The organism is Adlercreutzia sp. ZJ242, from assembly GCF_011038995.1.
In the GTDB taxonomy this organism is placed as follows: Bacteria; Actinomycetota; Coriobacteriia; order Coriobacteriales; family Eggerthellaceae; genus CAAEEV01.
Genome location: NZ_JAAKEE010000021.1, coordinates 26,318 through 42,368, shown reverse-complemented (window position 1 = coordinate 42,368; position 16,051 = coordinate 26,318). Strand labels below are relative to the sequence as shown.

Genomic DNA, 16,051 nt, shown 5'->3' with positions numbered 1-16,051 from the left:
TAGGAGTCTGGGCCGTATCTCAGTCCCAATGTGGCCGATCGCCCTCTCAGGCCGGCTACCCATCGCGGGCACGGTGGGCCGTCACCCCGCCGTCTACCTAATGGGCCGCGACCCCATCCCCCGCCGCGACAGCTTTGGCGGAGGGCCCATGCGGGCTCTCCGCTTCATCCGGTATTAGCCGCCGTTTCCGGCGGTTGTCCCGGCGCGGGGGGCAGGTTGGTCACGTGTTACTCACCCGTTCGCCACTGTATTCACACCCGAAGGTGTCTTAACCGTTCGACTTGCATGTGTTAGGCACGCCGCCAGCGTTCATCCTGAGCCAGGATCAAACTCTCCGTTCGGAGGCGGGGCGCGCGTGCGCCCCGCGTTTGATCGCTTAAAGCTTTGTTTTCTTTTGCCAATCACGTGGATTGACGAGGTAAAGAATGTCCGTCTGACATATCACACTCTGAATTCGAGTTCCATGTCCTCAGTATCCGGTTCTCAAGGTCCCGCGGCAGGCCGCCCCGCGGCCTCCCCGCCCGCGCCTCTCGCGAGACGCGCAAGGAGATACTTTACTCTGCTTCCTTCAGGCTGTCAACAACTTTTTTTCGATTTTGAAAAGTTTCTTTTTCGCAATCTCAGGAAGCTGTCTCGTGCCCTCTGAAAACAATCGCGCCCTCCTCAAGCGCGGTTTTGTATAGTATCGCTCAACACACGGTAACGCAAGTGTAAAGTTCCTCATACAGATTTCCTCCACAAAACAGCGACGGCGCCCCGAGGGGCGCCGTCGCCTCATGCGTTGCCTCTCGAAGGGCCTGGCCTTACACCAGCTTGACGAACTTGCGCTTCCCCACCTGGATGACAGCGCCTGCGAGCAGCGACGGCTCGACGTTGTACGTCTTCGCCGCCAGCGCCTCCCCGTTCACCTTGACGCCGCCGCCGTCGATCAGGCGGCGCGCCTCGCCCGTGCTCTGCGCGAGGCCGGCGTCGTTGAGAAGCTTGGCCAAGTACACGAGCCCCTCGGCGTTCGGCGTGAGGTCGGCTGCGTACTCGGGGATGTCGTCGGGGATGTCGTGCTTCTTGAACACCAGGTCGAACTGCTCCTCGGCTGCGACAGCCGCTTCCTCGTCGTGGTAGGCCGCCACGATGTTGCGCGCGAGCGCGCGCTTCACCTTGTTCGGATGCAGCTCGTCGGCCGCAAGGCCCGCCTCGATGGCGTCGATCTCCTCGACGGGAGCGGTCGATGCCAAGCGGTAGTACTTCACCATGAGCTCGTCAGGGATGGACATGATCTTGCCGAACATGTCAGACGGCTCGTCGGTGAGCCCGACGTAGTTGCCGTAGCTCTTCGACATCTTCTTCACGCCGTCAGTGCCCTCGAGCAGGGGCAGCGTCAGGCACACCTGCGGCTCGAGGCCCATCTTCTCCATGAGCTCGCGGCCGGCGAGCAGGTTGAACAGCTGGTCGGTGCCGCCGAGCTCGACGTCAGCCTTGATGACCACCGAGTCGTACGCCTGCATCACGGGGTAGAGGAACTCGTGCAGGCTGATGGGCTGGCTCGAGGTGTAGCGGTTGTGGAAGTCGTCGCGCTCGAGGATGCGCGCCACGGTGAAGTGCGCCGTGAGCTTGAGCAGGCCCTCCATGTCGAGCGAGAGGATCCACTCGGAGTTGTAGCGCAGCGTGGTCTTCTCGGGGTCGAGCACCTTGAACGCCTGGTCGACGTAGGTCTGCGCGTTGGCCTTGATCTGCTCGCGCGTGAGCTGGGGACGCGTCGAGTTGCGGCCCGAAGGGTCGCCGATGAGCGCCGTGCCGTCGCCGATGATGAGCGTGACGTGATGCCCCAGGTCCTGGAACTGGCGCAGCTTGCGCAGCGGGACCGCATGTCCGAGGTGGATGTCAGGGGCGGTGGGGTCGACGCCGAGCTTGATGTTCAGCGGGCGTCCGCGCTTGAGCTTCTCGAGCAGGGCCGCCTCGGGGACGATCTGCGCCGCGCCCGACTTTATGATGTGAAGTTGTTCTTCTGGTGAGAGCATGGTTGTTCTTCCTTCTTCGCGATGATGCGGAAACATGATACCGCAAAAGCCGGCAGGCTAGCTCACCCCTCGGTACAAGTGACCGCTCGTGGTGTCGGGAAGCTTGGCCAGGGTGTTGCCGTCAGCCTGCGCCACCTTGAGCGCGCGGACCGCGCGGCCGACCGCCTGGGCCGCCTGCTCTCCGTTCATGAGCGTGGTGTCAACCAGGAACGCCGAGATGCCGGCTGCCAGAAGGTCGGGGATGGCGGGCACCACGTCGAGCGCCACGCTGTTGTACAGGTGGCTGCGCCCGAGGGCGTCGGTGACCACGGGAAACTCGAAGCCCTTGCGGTCCTTCAGGAAATGCGGGCTTCGGCGCCGCGGGCAGGCGTCGCACTGCTGGTCGCAGGGGCCCTGGCTCATGAGCAGGCAGTGCTCGGTGACCATGAGCTCCTGGGAGCCCGACACGGTGACGCCGAGCTCGAGGGGCGAACCCGCCGCCACGTCCTCGATCTGGCGCAGCGTGAGCTCGGGCGACAGCCACGCGCGGCGCGCGCCGAAGTCGTGCAGCACGTGAAGCGCCAGCTGGTTCGTGGCGGGGAGGTGCGGGCCCACCTCGGCGAGCACCCCCATCTCGTCAGCTCGCTGGAGGGCGCCGAGGCTCTCGACGAGCGCCGGCTTGCCCGGCTTGACGTAGCGCCAGGGATCGAAGTCGACCTGCGCCTCGCGGGCGTCGCCGCACGGGTCGTGGTCGATCACGGGCAGGGCGATCACGCACTGCTTGGGATACCCCGCCTGCTCGGCCGTGCCCGTGAGCTGGCCCGCTATGACGGCCTCGCCGCGGCGGTAGTTGAGCGCCGGGACGTAGATGACGTCGGCGCCGGCGCGCTTCGCCGCTCGCGCGCACACCGGGTTGGTGGCCCACGCCGCGACAAGGCACGCCTTGACGGGGTCGACGCACGCGACGTCGCGGTCCTTCACGCGCGGGAGGCTGCGGCGGCGCCGACCCTCGAGCAGCGCGTCCTGCAGGCTCTCGAGCGCGGCGGCGCGGCAGTGGTGGATGGCGGAGAAGCCGATGCCCACCCCCTCGTCGAGATCGACGGAGAGGTCCTCGAGCACGAAGGGCGTCGACCCGAGGCGGTCGACGTGCGCGCGCACGTCCTGGGCGGTCACGGCCTTGGTGCGCGCGGCCTCCACGACGGGTCCCTCGGCGTAGCCGGAAGGAGGCGCCGAGGCGAAGCGCGCGCCGAGGCGGGCGGACACCGTGCGCGCGAGCCCCCCTTCGCCCTGCGCGAGCGTGAACTCCATGGAAAGCGGCGCGCCCTGGCGCAGCGTCACGCGCCCGCTGACGGGAACGCGCGGCTCGAGCGCGTCGTCAGCGAAGGCCGCCTCGGCGCTGCGCACGCGGAACACGCGGTCGCTCGCGCGCACCGAGCGCGTCTTGCCGTCAAGCGCAAGCGACGCAAGGCCGTCCTTGACGGGCGGGGTGTCGGCGAGCGTCAGCGCGACGTGGCCCTTCTTCGTCCAGAACTCGACGACGTCGCCGGCGACGAGCCGGCAGCTCGAGGCTACGAGCGCGTGCCCGTCCCTCACCGCGCTCACGCGCCCGACGAACTGGCCGCGGTTGTTGGGGCGCTGGTAGCTCATGATGTCGTTGCCGCGCTCGCCCTCGAGGTACGCCGTCGTGAAGCCACGCGAGAACGAGGCCGCGAGCTCGTCATGCTCGCCTTTCGTGGCAGCGACGCGAGCCGACGCGCCCTCCTCCTCGGCGGCGAGGACGCGGTCGAGCACGCTGCGGTAGACCGCCGTCACGGACGCCACGTACTCGGGAGACTTCATGCGCCCCTCGATCTTGAGCGAGGACACGCCTGCGCGCACGAGGTCGGGCAGAAGGTCGACGGTGCAGAGGTCTTGCGGCGAGAGCAGGTGCTCGCCCGGCGACGGGAGGTCTTTGCGGAGCGCCGCGTTCTTAAGCTCGTAGGGCAGGCGGCACGCCTGCGCGCACATGCCGCGGTTCGCGGAGCGCCCGCCGATCATGGACGACATGAAGCACTGGCCCGAGTAGCACACGCACAGCGCGCCGTGCGCGAACGTCTCGACCTCCATGTCGTAGGCCGCGGCGCAGGCGGCGAGCTCCTCCACCTCCCCGAGCGAGAGCTCGCGGGCCAGCGTGACGCGCGCGGCGCCCAAGCGCGCCGCAGCCCTGATGCCGGCGGCGCTGTGCGTGTTCATCTGGGTTGACACGTGCAGGCGCGCCTCGGGCAGCGTGCGCGTGAGCTCGGCGGCCAGCCCGATGTCCTGCACGATGAAGGCGTCGGCCCCGACGCGGTACGCCTGGCGCGCGCATTCGAGAGCCTCGGGCATCTCCTGCGGGAGCACCACGGTGTTCATGGTCACGTACACGCTGACGCCCCGCAGATGCGCGTACGCGCACGCCTGCTCGAGCGTCTCGATGGTGAAGTTGTCGGCCCCGCGGCGCGCGTTGAACGCCTCGAGGCCGAGGTATACGGCGTCTGCCCCCGCGCTCACCGCCGCGTGGAGCGCGGCGACGTTGCCGGCGGGGGCCAAAAGCTCAACGTTGTTCATTTACAGCTCAGTAGCCTTCTTGTCGGTTTCCTCAAGCAGGGACACGCCCTCGTCATAGAGCTCCTGAATGGACTTGATGCGCTCATCGTAGGTGGCGTAGTCGAAGGGGTGCTCCTCGGTTGCGCTGTCGATCTCGGTGTAGAGCCCGATGTAGGCGTTGAGCGCCTCCTTGAGCTTGTTGGTTCCGTCGACGTAGCCCGCCTGCACGTCACCGAGTCCCTCGGGGACCTCGATGGCGGCCAGCGCGTCGAGCGCCTTGAAGGCGTTGTCGGCCTGGGTGCGCATGGTGACGGCGTCACCGCGCGAGACGGCGTCCTCGAAGCTCTCCAACCGGCTCGAGAGGTCCTCCATGGCCTGGTTCACCGAGGACATGTACTGGCGGCTCTTCGCCTGCTGCTCGTTTGCCGCGCTGTTCTGCTGCGCGCAGCCGGCGAGCGCCGCCGTCATGAGGATGCCGACGCAGGCGAGCGCCAGAAGGCGCGCTATCTTGCTGTGCTTCATGGTTCTCCTATCGGTTTGCCGCAACATGCGGGCTGCGTTGCCTATGGCTGCTCGTTGCGCGGATTAGGAACGGGAGGAGTGGGGGCGTGAGAAGGAACGCCGCCGCCCTCGGCTCCACCGCCCGCGGCGCCGCCTGCGCTGCCTGCGCCGCCGCCCTCGGCCCCACCGCTGGCGTCGCCGCCTGAAGGAGGAGGCGTCGAAGGAGCCGACGAGCTCGCGGAGCTTGACGCGCTCGAGCTCGCGGAGCTTGACGCGCTCGAGCTTGAGCTCGAGATCGTCCCCGACTTGCTCGAGTAACGACCGCCGATGTGGTTCTTCTCGTCAACGAAGTTCTTCTTGTAAGCCGGGTCAGCCGCCGTGGGGAACTTCTCGAGGGGCTCATCCTTCAGCATCTGGTTCAAGAAGTCCGAGAACACGCTGGTGACGGTAGCGTAGACAGGGCTCGCGTCCTCATACCGCTCGGCGCGCTCGCCGAGCCAGAGGGCCACCGCGTACTGGGGCGTGATGCCGCAGAAGTAGCTGTCCTGCTCCTTGTCAGTGGTGCCCGTCTTGCCGCCAGCCTCCTGGCCGTTCGACAGGCGCGCAGCCGTGCCCGTGGCGCCGCGTCCCGTGATGACGCCCTTCATCACCTCGACGGCCGCATGAGAGACCTCGGGCGAGAGGACGCGCTCTCCATCAGGGTTGGAGTTGTCGACGATCACGTTGCCGCTCGCATCTTCGATGCGCTCGATGCACTCGGCCTTGTAGAGCGTGCCGCCGTTGGCGACCACCGCGTACGCCTGCGCCATCTCGAGCGGCGTCACCGACGCGATGCCGAGCGTCAGGCCCGCCACCTCGGGGAGGTCGGCGGTCATGCCGAGCTTCTCCGCCATGTCGATCACCTCGTCAACGCCCACCGACATGATGAGGCGGATGAACGCGGTGTTCGAAGACCGGGCAAACGCCTCGGCGATGGAGATGGTCCCGTAGTCCGCAAAGCCGTGGTTGTGCACGCGCTCAGCTCCTGGCACGTCAACCCATGCGCTCGCGTCGATCATGGTCTTCGGGTCGATGCCCGCCTCGAGGGCGGCGAGAAGCGTGAAGAACTTGAACGACGAGCCGCATTGGCGCCCGTTGGTGCCGTCGCCCGTCGCCATGTTCACCTGCGTCGCATCGTAGTCCTTGCCGCCGATCATGGCCTTGATGTGCCCGTTGTCGGGGTCGAGGGCCACGAGCGACACCTCGTACTTTTGCCCTACGGCGTCGAGCTTGCGCTCCGCGGCAGCCTCAGCCGCCTCCTGCGCATGGAGGTCGAGCGTGGTGTAGACGGTGAGCCCGCCCTTGAACACCTCGTCGACCGAGAACTTGTAGCGCCCGTCAGGGTCGAGCAGCTGCTCGCGCACGTAGGACGTGAAGTACGGCTGCTCGTAGATGCCCGTCTCGGAGGGCTCCTTCTCGTTGAGCGTGATCGGCTCGGCCTTGGCCGCGTCAGCCTCCTCCTGGGTGACCACGCCGTTCGACACCATGCGGTCGAGCACCACGTTGCGGCGCTTCGTGCTCTGGTCCTCGTTGAGGCGCGGGTCGTTGTAGGTGGGCGACTGCGGGATGCCGATGAGCGTGGCGGCCTCGTTGAGCGTGAGGTCGGTGGCGTGTTTGGAGAAGTAGCGCTCGGACGCCGCCTCGATGCCGTAGGCGCCGGCGCCGTAGTTGATGGTGTTCAAGTACATGAGCAGGATCTCGTCTTTGGTGTAGATCTGCTCGAGCTTGTAGGCGAGGTACATCTCGCGGATCTTGCGCTTGAACGAGATGTCGGTCATCTCGTCGGAGAGGATGGTGTTGCGCACGAACTGCTGCGTGATGGTGGACGCGCCCTCGAGCTCGCCGCCCATGAAGTTGTTCAGCAGCGCGCGGCCGACGCCGACGATGTCCACGCCGTTGTGCGCGTAGAAGCGCTCGTCCTCGGTGGCGATCGTGCCCTTGGTCACGAGCTCGCTGATCTGGTCAAGCTCGACCGGCTCGCGGTTCACCGCTTGGAACTCGGCGAGCAGGACCTGCTCGCCCGTCTCGGAGTTCGTCGCGTAGACGAGCGAGGGCTGGGCGGTGTTGAGGGCTTCGACGTTGGTGTAGTCGGGGAGGTCCTGCAGCCACGTCTGGCACAGCGCGGCGACGCCGATGACGCCCGCGACGATGACCGCGGCAACCACCGACACGGCGGCGAGCAGGATGGTCTTCCCGTTTCTCTTCTTGACGCCATGGCGGCGTTTGATCGCGCGTGAGCCCACTGTAACCTCCGTTCAAAACTCGCCTCATTGTATCATCGAGCGCATATGCCGCGCCCAAGAGTCAACTTCGAAAACAAAAGGTCACATCAAAAGGCGGAATTCTACACGAAGTGCGGCGACGGGCGACGATCCGCGCGCCTCGGGGACGCAGCCGCGCGCGTTTCGGGAACGTCGACGCCTGCCCTCGGGCCTGGCGTCGCGCTCCTTCTGGCCTGTCGCCGCGCGCATTTCGAGAACGCCACCGCGCGCATCTTGGGGCCGCCGCGCGCCTTCGGGCCTGCCGCCGCGCGCCTTCGCTACAGCCGCGGGATGCGGCCCTCGTCTTGGTCGAGCCTGCCTGAGGCCTCCTGCATCTGCTGCCGCACGGCCGCATGCCCGGTGCCGCCGTAGGTGGTCCGCGCCGCCACGATGGCCTCGAGGTTGAGGGCGCTCGTTATGTCGGCCTCGAACAGGTCGCTCTCCGCCTTGAAGTCGTCGAGCGTGAGGTCCTCCAGGTCGCACCCGCGCTTCTCGCACAGAAGCACCAGATGCCCCACCACCTCGTGCGCCTGGCGGAACGGCATGCCGCGCTTGGCGAGGTAGTCGGCCACGTCCGTCGCCGCGAGGTAGCCGCGGCGCGCCTGCGCCATCATGGCGTCGGGGTGGACCGTCATGGTCGAGATCATGCCGGCCGCGCACACGTAGCAGTCCTCGAGCGTCTGGGCTGCGTCGATGGCGCCCTCCTTGTCCTCCTGCAAGTCCTTGTTGTAGGCCAGCGGAAGCGACTTGCACGTGACGAGCAGCGCCACCAGATCCCCGATGACGCGGCCCGACTTGCCGCGGATGAGCTCGGCGAAGTCGGGGTTCTTCTTCTGCGGCATGATCGAGGAGCCCGTGGAGTAGGCGTCCGACAGCGTGACGAAGCCGAACTCGGAGGTGGACCACAGGATGATCTCCTCGCACAGGCGCGACAGGTGCATCGACGACACGCTGCAGGCGTAGATGAGGTCGAGCAGGAAGTCGCGGTCGGACACGGCGTCGAGCGAGTTGGGGATGGGGTGGTCGAACCCGAGCGCGCGCGTGGTCTGGAAGCGGTCGAGCGGGTAGGTGGTGCCCGCGAGCGCCGCCGAGCCGAGCGGGTTGGCGTCGGCTGCCGCGTACGCCGCCTGCAGGCGCTCGAAGTCGCGCGCGAGCATCCACGTGTACGCGAGCAGGTGGTGGGAGAAGAGCACCGGCTGGGCGTGCTGCATGTGCGTGTAGCCGGGCAGGATCACGTCGAAGTGCTCCTGGGCCTGCTTGATGAGCGCATGGCGCAGCGTGGTGTTGGCCCGCATGAGGTCGCGGCAGCGCTTCTTCGCGAACAGGCGCGTGTCCGTGGCCACCTGGTCGTTGCGGCTGCGCCCCGTGTGCAGGCGCGCGCCCGCATCGCCGATGTTGGCGGTGAGCACGCCCTCGATGGCCATGTGGATGTCCTCGTCGTTCACGTCGAAGGTGAACTCGCCCTCCTCGATGGACCGCTCGATCTCGGCGAGACCCGCCTCGATGTCCAGGGCGTCCTCGTGGCTGATGACGCCCTGGCGGGCCAGCATGGCGGCATGCGCCTTCGAGCCCGCGATGTCCTGCGCGTAGAGCTGCCTGTCAACCGGGAGCGACGCCCCGAAGCGCTGCGTGAACTCGCTCACGCCTTCCTCAAACCGTCCTGACCACAGTGCCATGATGCGTGTCTCTTCCCCCTCCTCTTGCCTGCTTATATATATGATGCCCGAGCGCACGATGCCGGCGATGCGGCACCGCGCGCTCGGCGATGCGCGACGGCGTGTCGCGCGGCGCGCGGCTTACGCCGTGACGCGCGCCTCCTTCATGTACGCCTCGGCCTGCTCCACCATCTGGGAGTCCGCGGCGGCGAACTCGTCAGCCGTGGAGGCCACCGGCGTGAACTGCTTGAGGGACGCGCCCATGGCGTGGCGGTTCTTCGCCCACACCTTGCAGGTGAGCGCGTGCAGGTCGATGAAGCCCTTGGCCGCGGCGTGGTCGAACTCATCGCCGGCGTCGTAGGTGGCCAGCTCGTAGGCGTAGAGCGAGTAGTCGCTCTTGCGCCCGACCACCGTGCAGCTGCCCTTGAAGAGCTTCAGCTTGACGGTGCCGGTGACGCACTGCTGGGTGGTGGCGAGGAACGCGTCGAGGGCCTCCTTGAGGGGCGAGAACCACAGGCCGTTGTACACGCACTCGGCCCACGACTGCTCGATGCCGAGCTTGTAGTGCAGCACGCTGCGCTCGAGCACGAGGTCCTCGAGCGCCTTGTGCGCCTCGATGAGCGCCAGCGCGCCCGGCACCTCGTAGCACTCGCGGCTCTTCACGCCCACGAGCCGGTTCTCGATCATGTCGAGGCGGCCGAAGCCGTTCTCGCCGGCGACCTTGTTCATGGCGTAGATGATCTCGAGGTAGCTCATCTTCTTCCCGTCAAGCGCCACGGGCAGGCCGCCCTCGAAGGTGACGTCGACGTAGGCGGGGACGTCGGGGGCGCAGGCGGGGTCGGTCGTCATGGTGTAGATGTCGGCCGGGGGCTCGCACCACGGGTCCTCGAGCACGCCGCACTCGATGGCGCGGCCCCAGAGGTTGTCGTCGATGGAGTACGGCGAGGCCGTGGTGGTGGGGACGTCGATGCCGTGCGCGGCGGCCCAGGCCATCTCCTCGGGGCGGCTGCCCAGATCCCATTCGCGCACCGGTGCGATGATCTCGAGCTCGGGGTCGAGCATCAGGATGGACGCCTCGAAGCGCACCTGGTCGTTGCCCTTGCCCGTGCAGCCGTGCGCGATGTACTTCGCGCCGAACATGTGGGCCGCGTCAACCAAGTGTTTGGCGATGAGCGGCCGCGAGAGGGCGCTCACCAGGGGGTACTTGTTCTCGTACAGGGCGTTGGCGGCCATGGCCACGTTCAGGTACTCGTTGGCGAACGACTCGCGCATGTCGACCACGAGGCAGTCGAGGGCGCCGGTCTTGAGCGCCTTGGCCTTGACCTTCTCGAGGCCGTCGTGCTCCTGGCCCAAGTCGCCCACGAGGGCGATCACGTCGAGGTTGTACTTCTCCTGCAGCCACTTGATGCAGACCGACGTGTCGAGGCCGCCTGAGTACGCGAGGATGACCTTGTCCTTCGGAGCAGAGGTGGAGGTTGCGGTGGTTGTCGTCATGATGTGCGCCTTTCTTGCTATGCGAACGGTTTGCTGCCCTTTCGCGGCGAACATCAGGTTGTTTTCGATTCGCTGCCGCCAAACCCCCGCGACTGGGCGCGGCCGAGTTTGCGGGTCTGGGGAGCAACGACGTGCGAAGTGAGCTGCTGTGCACCACGGCTTTTCCTGAGATGCGGGCGCAGGGCATGCGCCAGCGGCCTGTCTGCTCGGGGCGAGACGAGACGAGGGGAAAAGCACCCTCTCAGATGGACGTTCGTTTAACGTCGTCGCAGACGGCTGACGACGCGAACGTCGGCCGTGGTACGTCGCACGAGGAAGGCAGCGTCAGCCATGGCGCCGGAGAAGCCGGACGCGTGGGCGATATGCGTGACGCTCTGATGCATGTAAGGCAATCCCTCTCGTACAACCCGCGGGGTTGAGTACCCGCGATCAGCAAAATTGATCGTTCGATATAGTAGCGTAAGAGCAGCGGAATGCAAGGATTATTTTGCGAAATTTCCCGAAAGCGGGCGAAGGCTCAGACGAGGGGAAGGCGCACGACGCGCGGCGGACACGGAGGCGGGAGGGCGGCGCGGCGGGCAGATGGCGCGGCCGCGCGAGGGCGGCGCGGCGTGCGGCGGGTGCGGGGACGGCGGGGAGCGAAGGGTCGGCGCGCAGCGTGCGCTGCGCGCCGGAGCTGGCGTTACAGCAGCTTCCCCAGGCGCTCGACGAGCGCGTCGACGTGGGCCTTCTCGCAGATGAGCGGCGGCAGGAAGCGAAGGGTGCGCGGGCCGGGGGCGTTCAGCACGAGGCCCGCCTCAAGGCCGGCGAGCACCACGTCACCTGCGGAGGGACCGTCCTCTGCCAGGTCGGCGCCCACCATGAGGCCGTCCCCGCGTACCTCCACCACCTGCGGCAGCGCGGAAAGGCGCTCGCGCAGGTAGGCGCCCACCTCGGCCACGTGCGCGCCGAAGCCCTCGCGGGAGAGCTCGGTGAGCGTGGCGTGGGCTGCCGCGATGGCGATGTTGCTGCCGCCGAAGGTGGAGCCGTGGTCGCCCGGGCCGAACGTGTCAGCCGCGTCGCCGCGCGCCGCGCACGCGCCCATGGGGATGCCCGAGGCGATGCCCTTGGCCATGGTGACCACGTCGGGCGTGACGCCGAGGGCCTGGAACCCGTAGGGCTTGCCGACGCGGAAGATGCCGCACTGCACCTCGTCGCAGATGAGCAGCGCGCCGCGCTCGGCGGTCAGGCGGCGGGCGGCGGCCATGAAGTCAGCGGTGCACGGGTGCACGCCCGACTCGCCCTGGATGCACTCGAGCATGACGGCGCAGATCTCGTCCCCGCGCTCGGCGAACAGCTGCTCGAGCGCCGCCACGTCGTTGAAGGGCGTGGCGACGAACCCCTGCGGCAACGGCTGGAACGCCTCCTGCTTGGCGGGCTGCGCCGTGGCGGCGAGCGTGGCGAGCGTGCGGCCGTGGAAGCTCCGCTCGATGGTCACGATGAGGCGGGGCGCCGCCTCAGCCTGCTTGCCCGCCGCGACGGCCTGCTTGCGCGCGTAGAGGCGCGCGAGCTTGATGGCGCACTCGTTGGCCTCGGCGCCCGAGTTCGCGAAGAACGTCTTCCACGCGCTGCGCTCGGTGGGCTCGACCTCGGCGTTCAGCAGGTCGGAGAGTATGCGCGCCACCTCGCCGCGCTTCTCGATGTAGTAGTAGTTGCTCACGTGCATGAGCTTGGCCGCCTGCTCGCTCACGGCGGCGACGAGCGCGGGGTGGCAGTGCCCCAGGCTCACCACGCCGATGCCGGACAAAAAGTCGAGGTACTCCCTGCCCTCGCTGTCCACGAGCGTCATGCCCGAGCCCTCCACGAACTCGACCGGCTTGCGGCCGAACGTGGGCATCACGTAGCGGCTCTCAAGCTCGGCTTCTTGCTGGTAGGTCATTTCTCTTCCCTTCGAAAATAAGACATGTAGAAACAAGTATAAATCGCATGGTCTGTCAAAGTCAGCGAGGGCTTCTGAGGCGTTCCAGATAGCTCCGCCGCGCGGCTGAGCGTACTTCGGTACGCGAAGGAAAGCGCACAAGGGGCTAGGTGGAATGCATCAGAAGGCCGCAGCGTCGAGCATTCCGCCCGTTCCGTCAGGACGGGCGGAATCTCATAAGTTCCTGTTCTCGATCAGCTTCGCGGCGAAGTTGCCCACGGGCGACACGACCGACGTGTCGGGCGCGCCGGGGCGCGCGATCATGGTGCCGATGCCCTTGTCGGTGAGCAGCTCGAGCAGAAGCGCGTGCGGCGTGATGCCGTTGATGATGTGCGCGCGCATGACGCCCGCCGCGAGCGCCGTCACGCAGGAGCGCAGCTTGGGGATCATGCCCGTGGACAGCGTGCCCGAGGCGATCATGCTGCGCGCCTCGTCGAGCTTCATGTTCGAGATGAGCGTCTCGCGACGGGGGTAGTCCTCGTACAGGCCGTCCACGTCGGTGAGGAACACCACCTTGTGCGCGCCGATGGCGGCGGCGATGTGCCCGGCGGCCACGTCGGCGTTGACGTTGTAGCAGCCCGAGTCCTCCCCGATGGCGACCGACGCGATCACCGGGATGTAGTCGGCGGCCACCAAATCCTCGATGAGCGCGCTGTTGATGCGCGTGATGCGGCCCACGCGGCCGAGGCGCGCGTCAGCCTGCTCGGCCACGATGATGCCCGCGTCGGCGCCGCTGATGCCCACGGCCATGTTGCCGTGCTGGTTCATGGCCTCCACGAGCTCCTGGTTCACCTCGCCGGTGAGCACCATGCGCACGAGGCCCATGGCCTCATCGGTCGTCACGCGCTGCCCGTCGACGAACTCCACGGGCAGGTTGAAGCGCTCCATGGCGCGCGTGATGGCCTTGCCGCCGCCGTGCACGATCACGGGGTTCACGCCGATGATCTTCAGAAGCACGATGTCGGCCATGACCTCGGCGCGCAGCTCCTCGTTCTCCATGGCCGACCCGCCGTACTTGATGACCACGGTCTTGCCCGTGACGTTCTTGATCCAAGGCATGGCCTCGGTGAGGACCTCGCCGGTTATGCTGGAAACGCCGTGGGGGCGCGTCTGAGAGTCGTAGTTCATGAGCGGTAATCTCCATTGATCGAAACGTATTCGTGGCTGAAGTCGCAGGTCCACACCGTGGTCGCGCAGGCGCCCTCCCCCAGGTCGGCGTCGATGACGATCTCGGGGGCCTCGAAGCGCGCGAGCGCCTCGTCCTCGTCGAACTCGACGGTGAGCCCGCCGCGGCACACCGGCATGCCCATGATGTCGATGTCGACGTTCTCCTGCGCAAAGCGCGCGCCGCTGCGTCCGAGCGCGGCGGCGATGCGGCCCCAGTTGGCGTCGCGCCCGTAGATGGCCGTCTTGGTGAGCGGCGAGTTCGCCACCGTGCGCGCCGCCGCGTCGGCGTCGTCCTCGCTCGCCGCGCCGCGCACGTTCACCGTGACCAGGCGCGTCGCGCCCTCGCCGTCGGTCGCCATGGCGCGGGCGAGCGTGACGCACACCTGCGCGAGCGCCTCCTCGAAGCGCGCGAAGGCGGCGCTGCCCGGCTCGAGCGGCGGGGCGGCGGGAGCGGCCGCGCCGCTCGACAGGATGAAGCACGAGTCGTTGGTGGACGTGTCGGAGTCCACCGTGATCTTGTTGAAGCTCGCGTTCACCGCGCGGCTCAGCGCCGCGTGCAGGTCGGGCGCCGCGACGGGCGCGTCGGTGGTGATGACGGCGATCATGGTGGCCATGTTCGGCATGATCATGCCCGAGCCCTTCGCCATGCCGCCCACCGTGAACGTGGCACCCTCGTAGCCGACGCCCTCGCCCGAGAAGGTGACGGCGCACTCCTTTGGGTGCGTGTCGGTGGTCATGATGGCCCGCGCCGCGCTGGCGCCGCCCGCGCGCGAGGCCCTTGCGAAGGCCGCCGGCACGCCCGAGGCGAACGGCTCGAGCGGCAGGTGCACGCCGATGACGCCCGTGGAGGCCACGAGCACCTCGTCGGAGGTGCAGCCCACGGCGTCGGCCGTGATGCGCGCCGTCTCGCGCGCGGCCTCGCGCCCGATCTCGCCCGTCGCGGCGTTCGCGCAGCCGGAGTTGATGACCACGGCACGCGCGGTGCCGTAGGCGCCCGCGCCCGCGCCGCCCTCGGACAGGCGCTCCCGGCACACCTGCACGGGCGCGGCGCAGAACACGTTGGTGGTGAACACGCCCGCCGCGGCGCTCGGCTCGTCGGCTACCACGAGCGCGAGGTCGAGCCGGTCAGGGTCGGCGCGGAACCCCGCGTGGACGCCCGCGGCCGCGAACCCCTGCGCCGTGGCGACGCCGCCGTCCTCAACGTAGGCGCAGCCGAACCGCTGCGCGTAGTCGTCGTTGGTGATGCTCATCTGCTGGCCTCCTAAACGGGGACGGAGACGTAGTCGAGGCCCGTCGTCTCGGGCAAGCCGAAGACGATGTTCGCGCACTGCAGCGCCTGGCCCGCCGCGCCCTTGCCGATGTTGTCGATGGCGCCGATGCCCACGATCATGCGCGCCGCCTCGTGCACGACCACGCCCACGTGCGCGCGGTTGGTCCCCGCCACCGAAGCCGTCTTGGGCAGCTGCCCCTCCGGCATCACCGTGACGAGCGGGGACGACGCGTAGAAGTCCCGGTAGAGCTGCACGAGCTCGGACGTGCTCGGCAGAGGGGCGTCCGGCGAAAGCGGCATGGTCACCGTGGAGAGCAGCCCGCGGTTGAGCGGCGCGAGGTGCGGCGTGAACACCAGCCCGCCTGCGCGCAGCCCGAGGATCTGCTCGATCTCGGGCGTGTGGCGGTGCGTCGCCACGCCGTACGCCTCGAGGTTCTCGTTGGCGAAGCAGAAGTGCGTGCGCTCGGTGGCCTTCTTGCCCGCGCCGGTCACGCCCGACACCGCGTCGACCACGACCACGCCCTGCGCGTCGACGAGCCCCGCGCGGATGGCGGGCGCCGCCGCGAGCGAGGTGGCCGTGGGATAGCAGCCCGCGCACCCCACGAGCGCCGCGCCGCCGCGCGCGCGCTCGGCCGACGCGCGCGCCAGCTCGTCGCCGGTGAGCTCGGGCAGGCCGAAGGCGGCCTTCCGCAAGAGGTCCGCGGCCGTGTGCGGGGTCTTGTACCAGCGCTCGTAGGTCTGCGGGTCCTTCAGGCGGAAGTCGGCCGAGAGGTCGACGACCGTCACGCCCTGCGCGATGAGCGCGGGCGCCATGCCGAGCGCCGCCGTGTGGGGCACGGCGAGGAAGACGACGTCGCACGCGCTGAGGTTCGCCTCCGCATGCGTGGAGAAGGCCAGGTCGGTGACGCCTGCGAAGGCGGGGTACGCCTTCGCGAGCGGGGTGCCCGCCAGCGCGTCGGACGTGGCGGCCACCAGCTCGAAGGAGGGGTGGGCGAGCACGAGGCGCGCGAGCTCGATGCCCGCGAAGCCCGCCGCGCCGACGATTCCTGCTTTATAGGTCATAAGTGAGTCCTCGATTCAGATGGAAGCAGAGCGACCCCCGCGCCGAGGCGGCGGGAAGTCGCGAAGATACGTGATGGAGGCGCGCA

The 16,051-nt window shown here is 68.1% G+C and carries 10 protein-coding genes and 1 rRNA gene; all 11 read right to left on the bottom strand.

Annotated elements, in window-relative coordinates; translation table 11 throughout:
• A 16S ribosomal RNA gene (locus tag G7Y49_RS06795) occupies positions 1-341 on the bottom strand; the annotation flags it as partial.
• A 462-nt stretch (positions 342-803) separates the two neighbouring features.
• A complete protein-coding gene (gene tyrS, locus G7Y49_RS06790) occupies positions 804-2,015 on the bottom strand; it encodes a tyrosine--tRNA ligase (RefSeq protein ID WP_165172314.1) in 1,212 nt (403 codons plus the stop codon).
• Between the two features lie 57 nt (positions 2,016-2,072).
• The gene (locus G7Y49_RS06785) at positions 2,073-4,580 is read right to left on the bottom strand and encodes a DUF3656 domain-containing protein (RefSeq protein WP_165172312.1); all 2,508 of its coding nucleotides are present in this window, start codon (positions 4,578-4,580) and stop codon (positions 2,073-2,075) included.
• Entirely contained in the window at positions 4,581-5,081 is a 501-nt protein-coding gene (locus tag G7Y49_RS06780; RefSeq protein ID WP_165172310.1) for a hypothetical protein, read from the bottom strand.
• Between the two features lie 41 nt (positions 5,082-5,122).
• The gene (locus G7Y49_RS06775) at positions 5,123-7,342 is read right to left on the bottom strand and encodes a transglycosylase domain-containing protein (protein WP_165172308.1); all 2,220 of its coding nucleotides are present in this window, start codon (positions 7,340-7,342) and stop codon (positions 5,123-5,125) included.
• Between the two features lie 296 nt (positions 7,343-7,638).
• The gene (gene argH, locus G7Y49_RS06770; RefSeq protein WP_165172306.1) at positions 7,639-9,036 is read right to left on the bottom strand and encodes an argininosuccinate lyase; all 1,398 of its coding nucleotides are present in this window, start codon (positions 9,034-9,036) and stop codon (positions 7,639-7,641) included.
• A gap of 120 nt (positions 9,037-9,156) precedes the next feature.
• Complete coding sequence (locus G7Y49_RS06765; RefSeq protein ID WP_165172304.1) at positions 9,157-10,509, bottom strand: argininosuccinate synthase; 1,353 nt, start codon at positions 10,507-10,509, stop codon at positions 9,157-9,159.
• Between the two features lie 682 nt (positions 10,510-11,191).
• On the bottom strand, positions 11,192-12,427 hold the full coding sequence (locus G7Y49_RS06760; RefSeq protein WP_165172302.1) for an aspartate aminotransferase family protein: 1,236 nt from the start codon (positions 12,425-12,427) through the stop codon (positions 11,192-11,194).
• 213 nt (positions 12,428-12,640) lie between these two features.
• Complete coding sequence (gene argB / locus G7Y49_RS06755; RefSeq protein ID WP_165172300.1) at positions 12,641-13,594, bottom strand: acetylglutamate kinase; 954 nt, start codon at positions 13,592-13,594, stop codon at positions 12,641-12,643.
• Positions 13,591-14,883 carry a bifunctional glutamate N-acetyltransferase/amino-acid acetyltransferase ArgJ gene (argJ, locus tag G7Y49_RS06750; RefSeq protein WP_165172298.1) on the bottom strand — a complete coding sequence of 431 codons (1,293 nt, stop codon included), beginning with the start codon at positions 14,881-14,883 and terminating at the stop codon, positions 13,591-13,593. The genes argB and argJ overlap by 4 nt, the downstream gene beginning before the upstream one ends.
• Positions 14,884-14,894: 11 nt before the next feature.
• Positions 14,895-15,965 carry an N-acetyl-gamma-glutamyl-phosphate reductase gene (gene argC / locus G7Y49_RS06745; protein WP_165172296.1) on the bottom strand — a complete coding sequence of 357 codons (1,071 nt, stop codon included), beginning with the start codon at positions 15,963-15,965 and terminating at the stop codon, positions 14,895-14,897.
• Positions 15,966-16,051 lie beyond the last annotated feature (86 nt).

Coding starts and splice junctions, on each gene's coding strand:
- G7Y49_RS06760 (WP_165172302.1), bottom strand. CDS start 12,427: ATGACCTACCAGCAAGAAGCCGAGCTTGAGAGCCGCTACGTGATGCCC.
- argB (WP_165172300.1), bottom strand. CDS start 13,594: ATGAACTACGACTCTCAGACGCGCCCCCACGGCGTTTCCAGCATAACC.
- tyrS (WP_165172314.1), bottom strand. CDS start 2,015: ATGCTCTCACCAGAAGAACAACTTCACATCATAAAGTCGGGCGCGGCG.
- argJ (WP_165172298.1), bottom strand. CDS start 14,883: ATGAGCATCACCAACGACGACTACGCGCAGCGGTTCGGCTGCGCCTAC.
- G7Y49_RS06780 (WP_165172310.1), bottom strand. CDS start 5,081: ATGAAGCACAGCAAGATAGCGCGCCTTCTGGCGCTCGCCTGCGTCGGC.
- G7Y49_RS06765 (WP_165172304.1), bottom strand. CDS start 10,509: ATGACGACAACCACCGCAACCTCCACCTCTGCTCCGAAGGACAAGGTC.
- G7Y49_RS06785 (WP_165172312.1), bottom strand. CDS start 4,580: ATGAACAACGTTGAGCTTTTGGCCCCCGCCGGCAACGTCGCCGCGCTC.
- argH (WP_165172306.1), bottom strand. CDS start 9,036: ATGGCACTGTGGTCAGGACGGTTTGAGGAAGGCGTGAGCGAGTTCACG.
- argC (WP_165172296.1), bottom strand. CDS start 15,965: ATGACCTATAAAGCAGGAATCGTCGGCGCGGCGGGCTTCGCGGGCATC.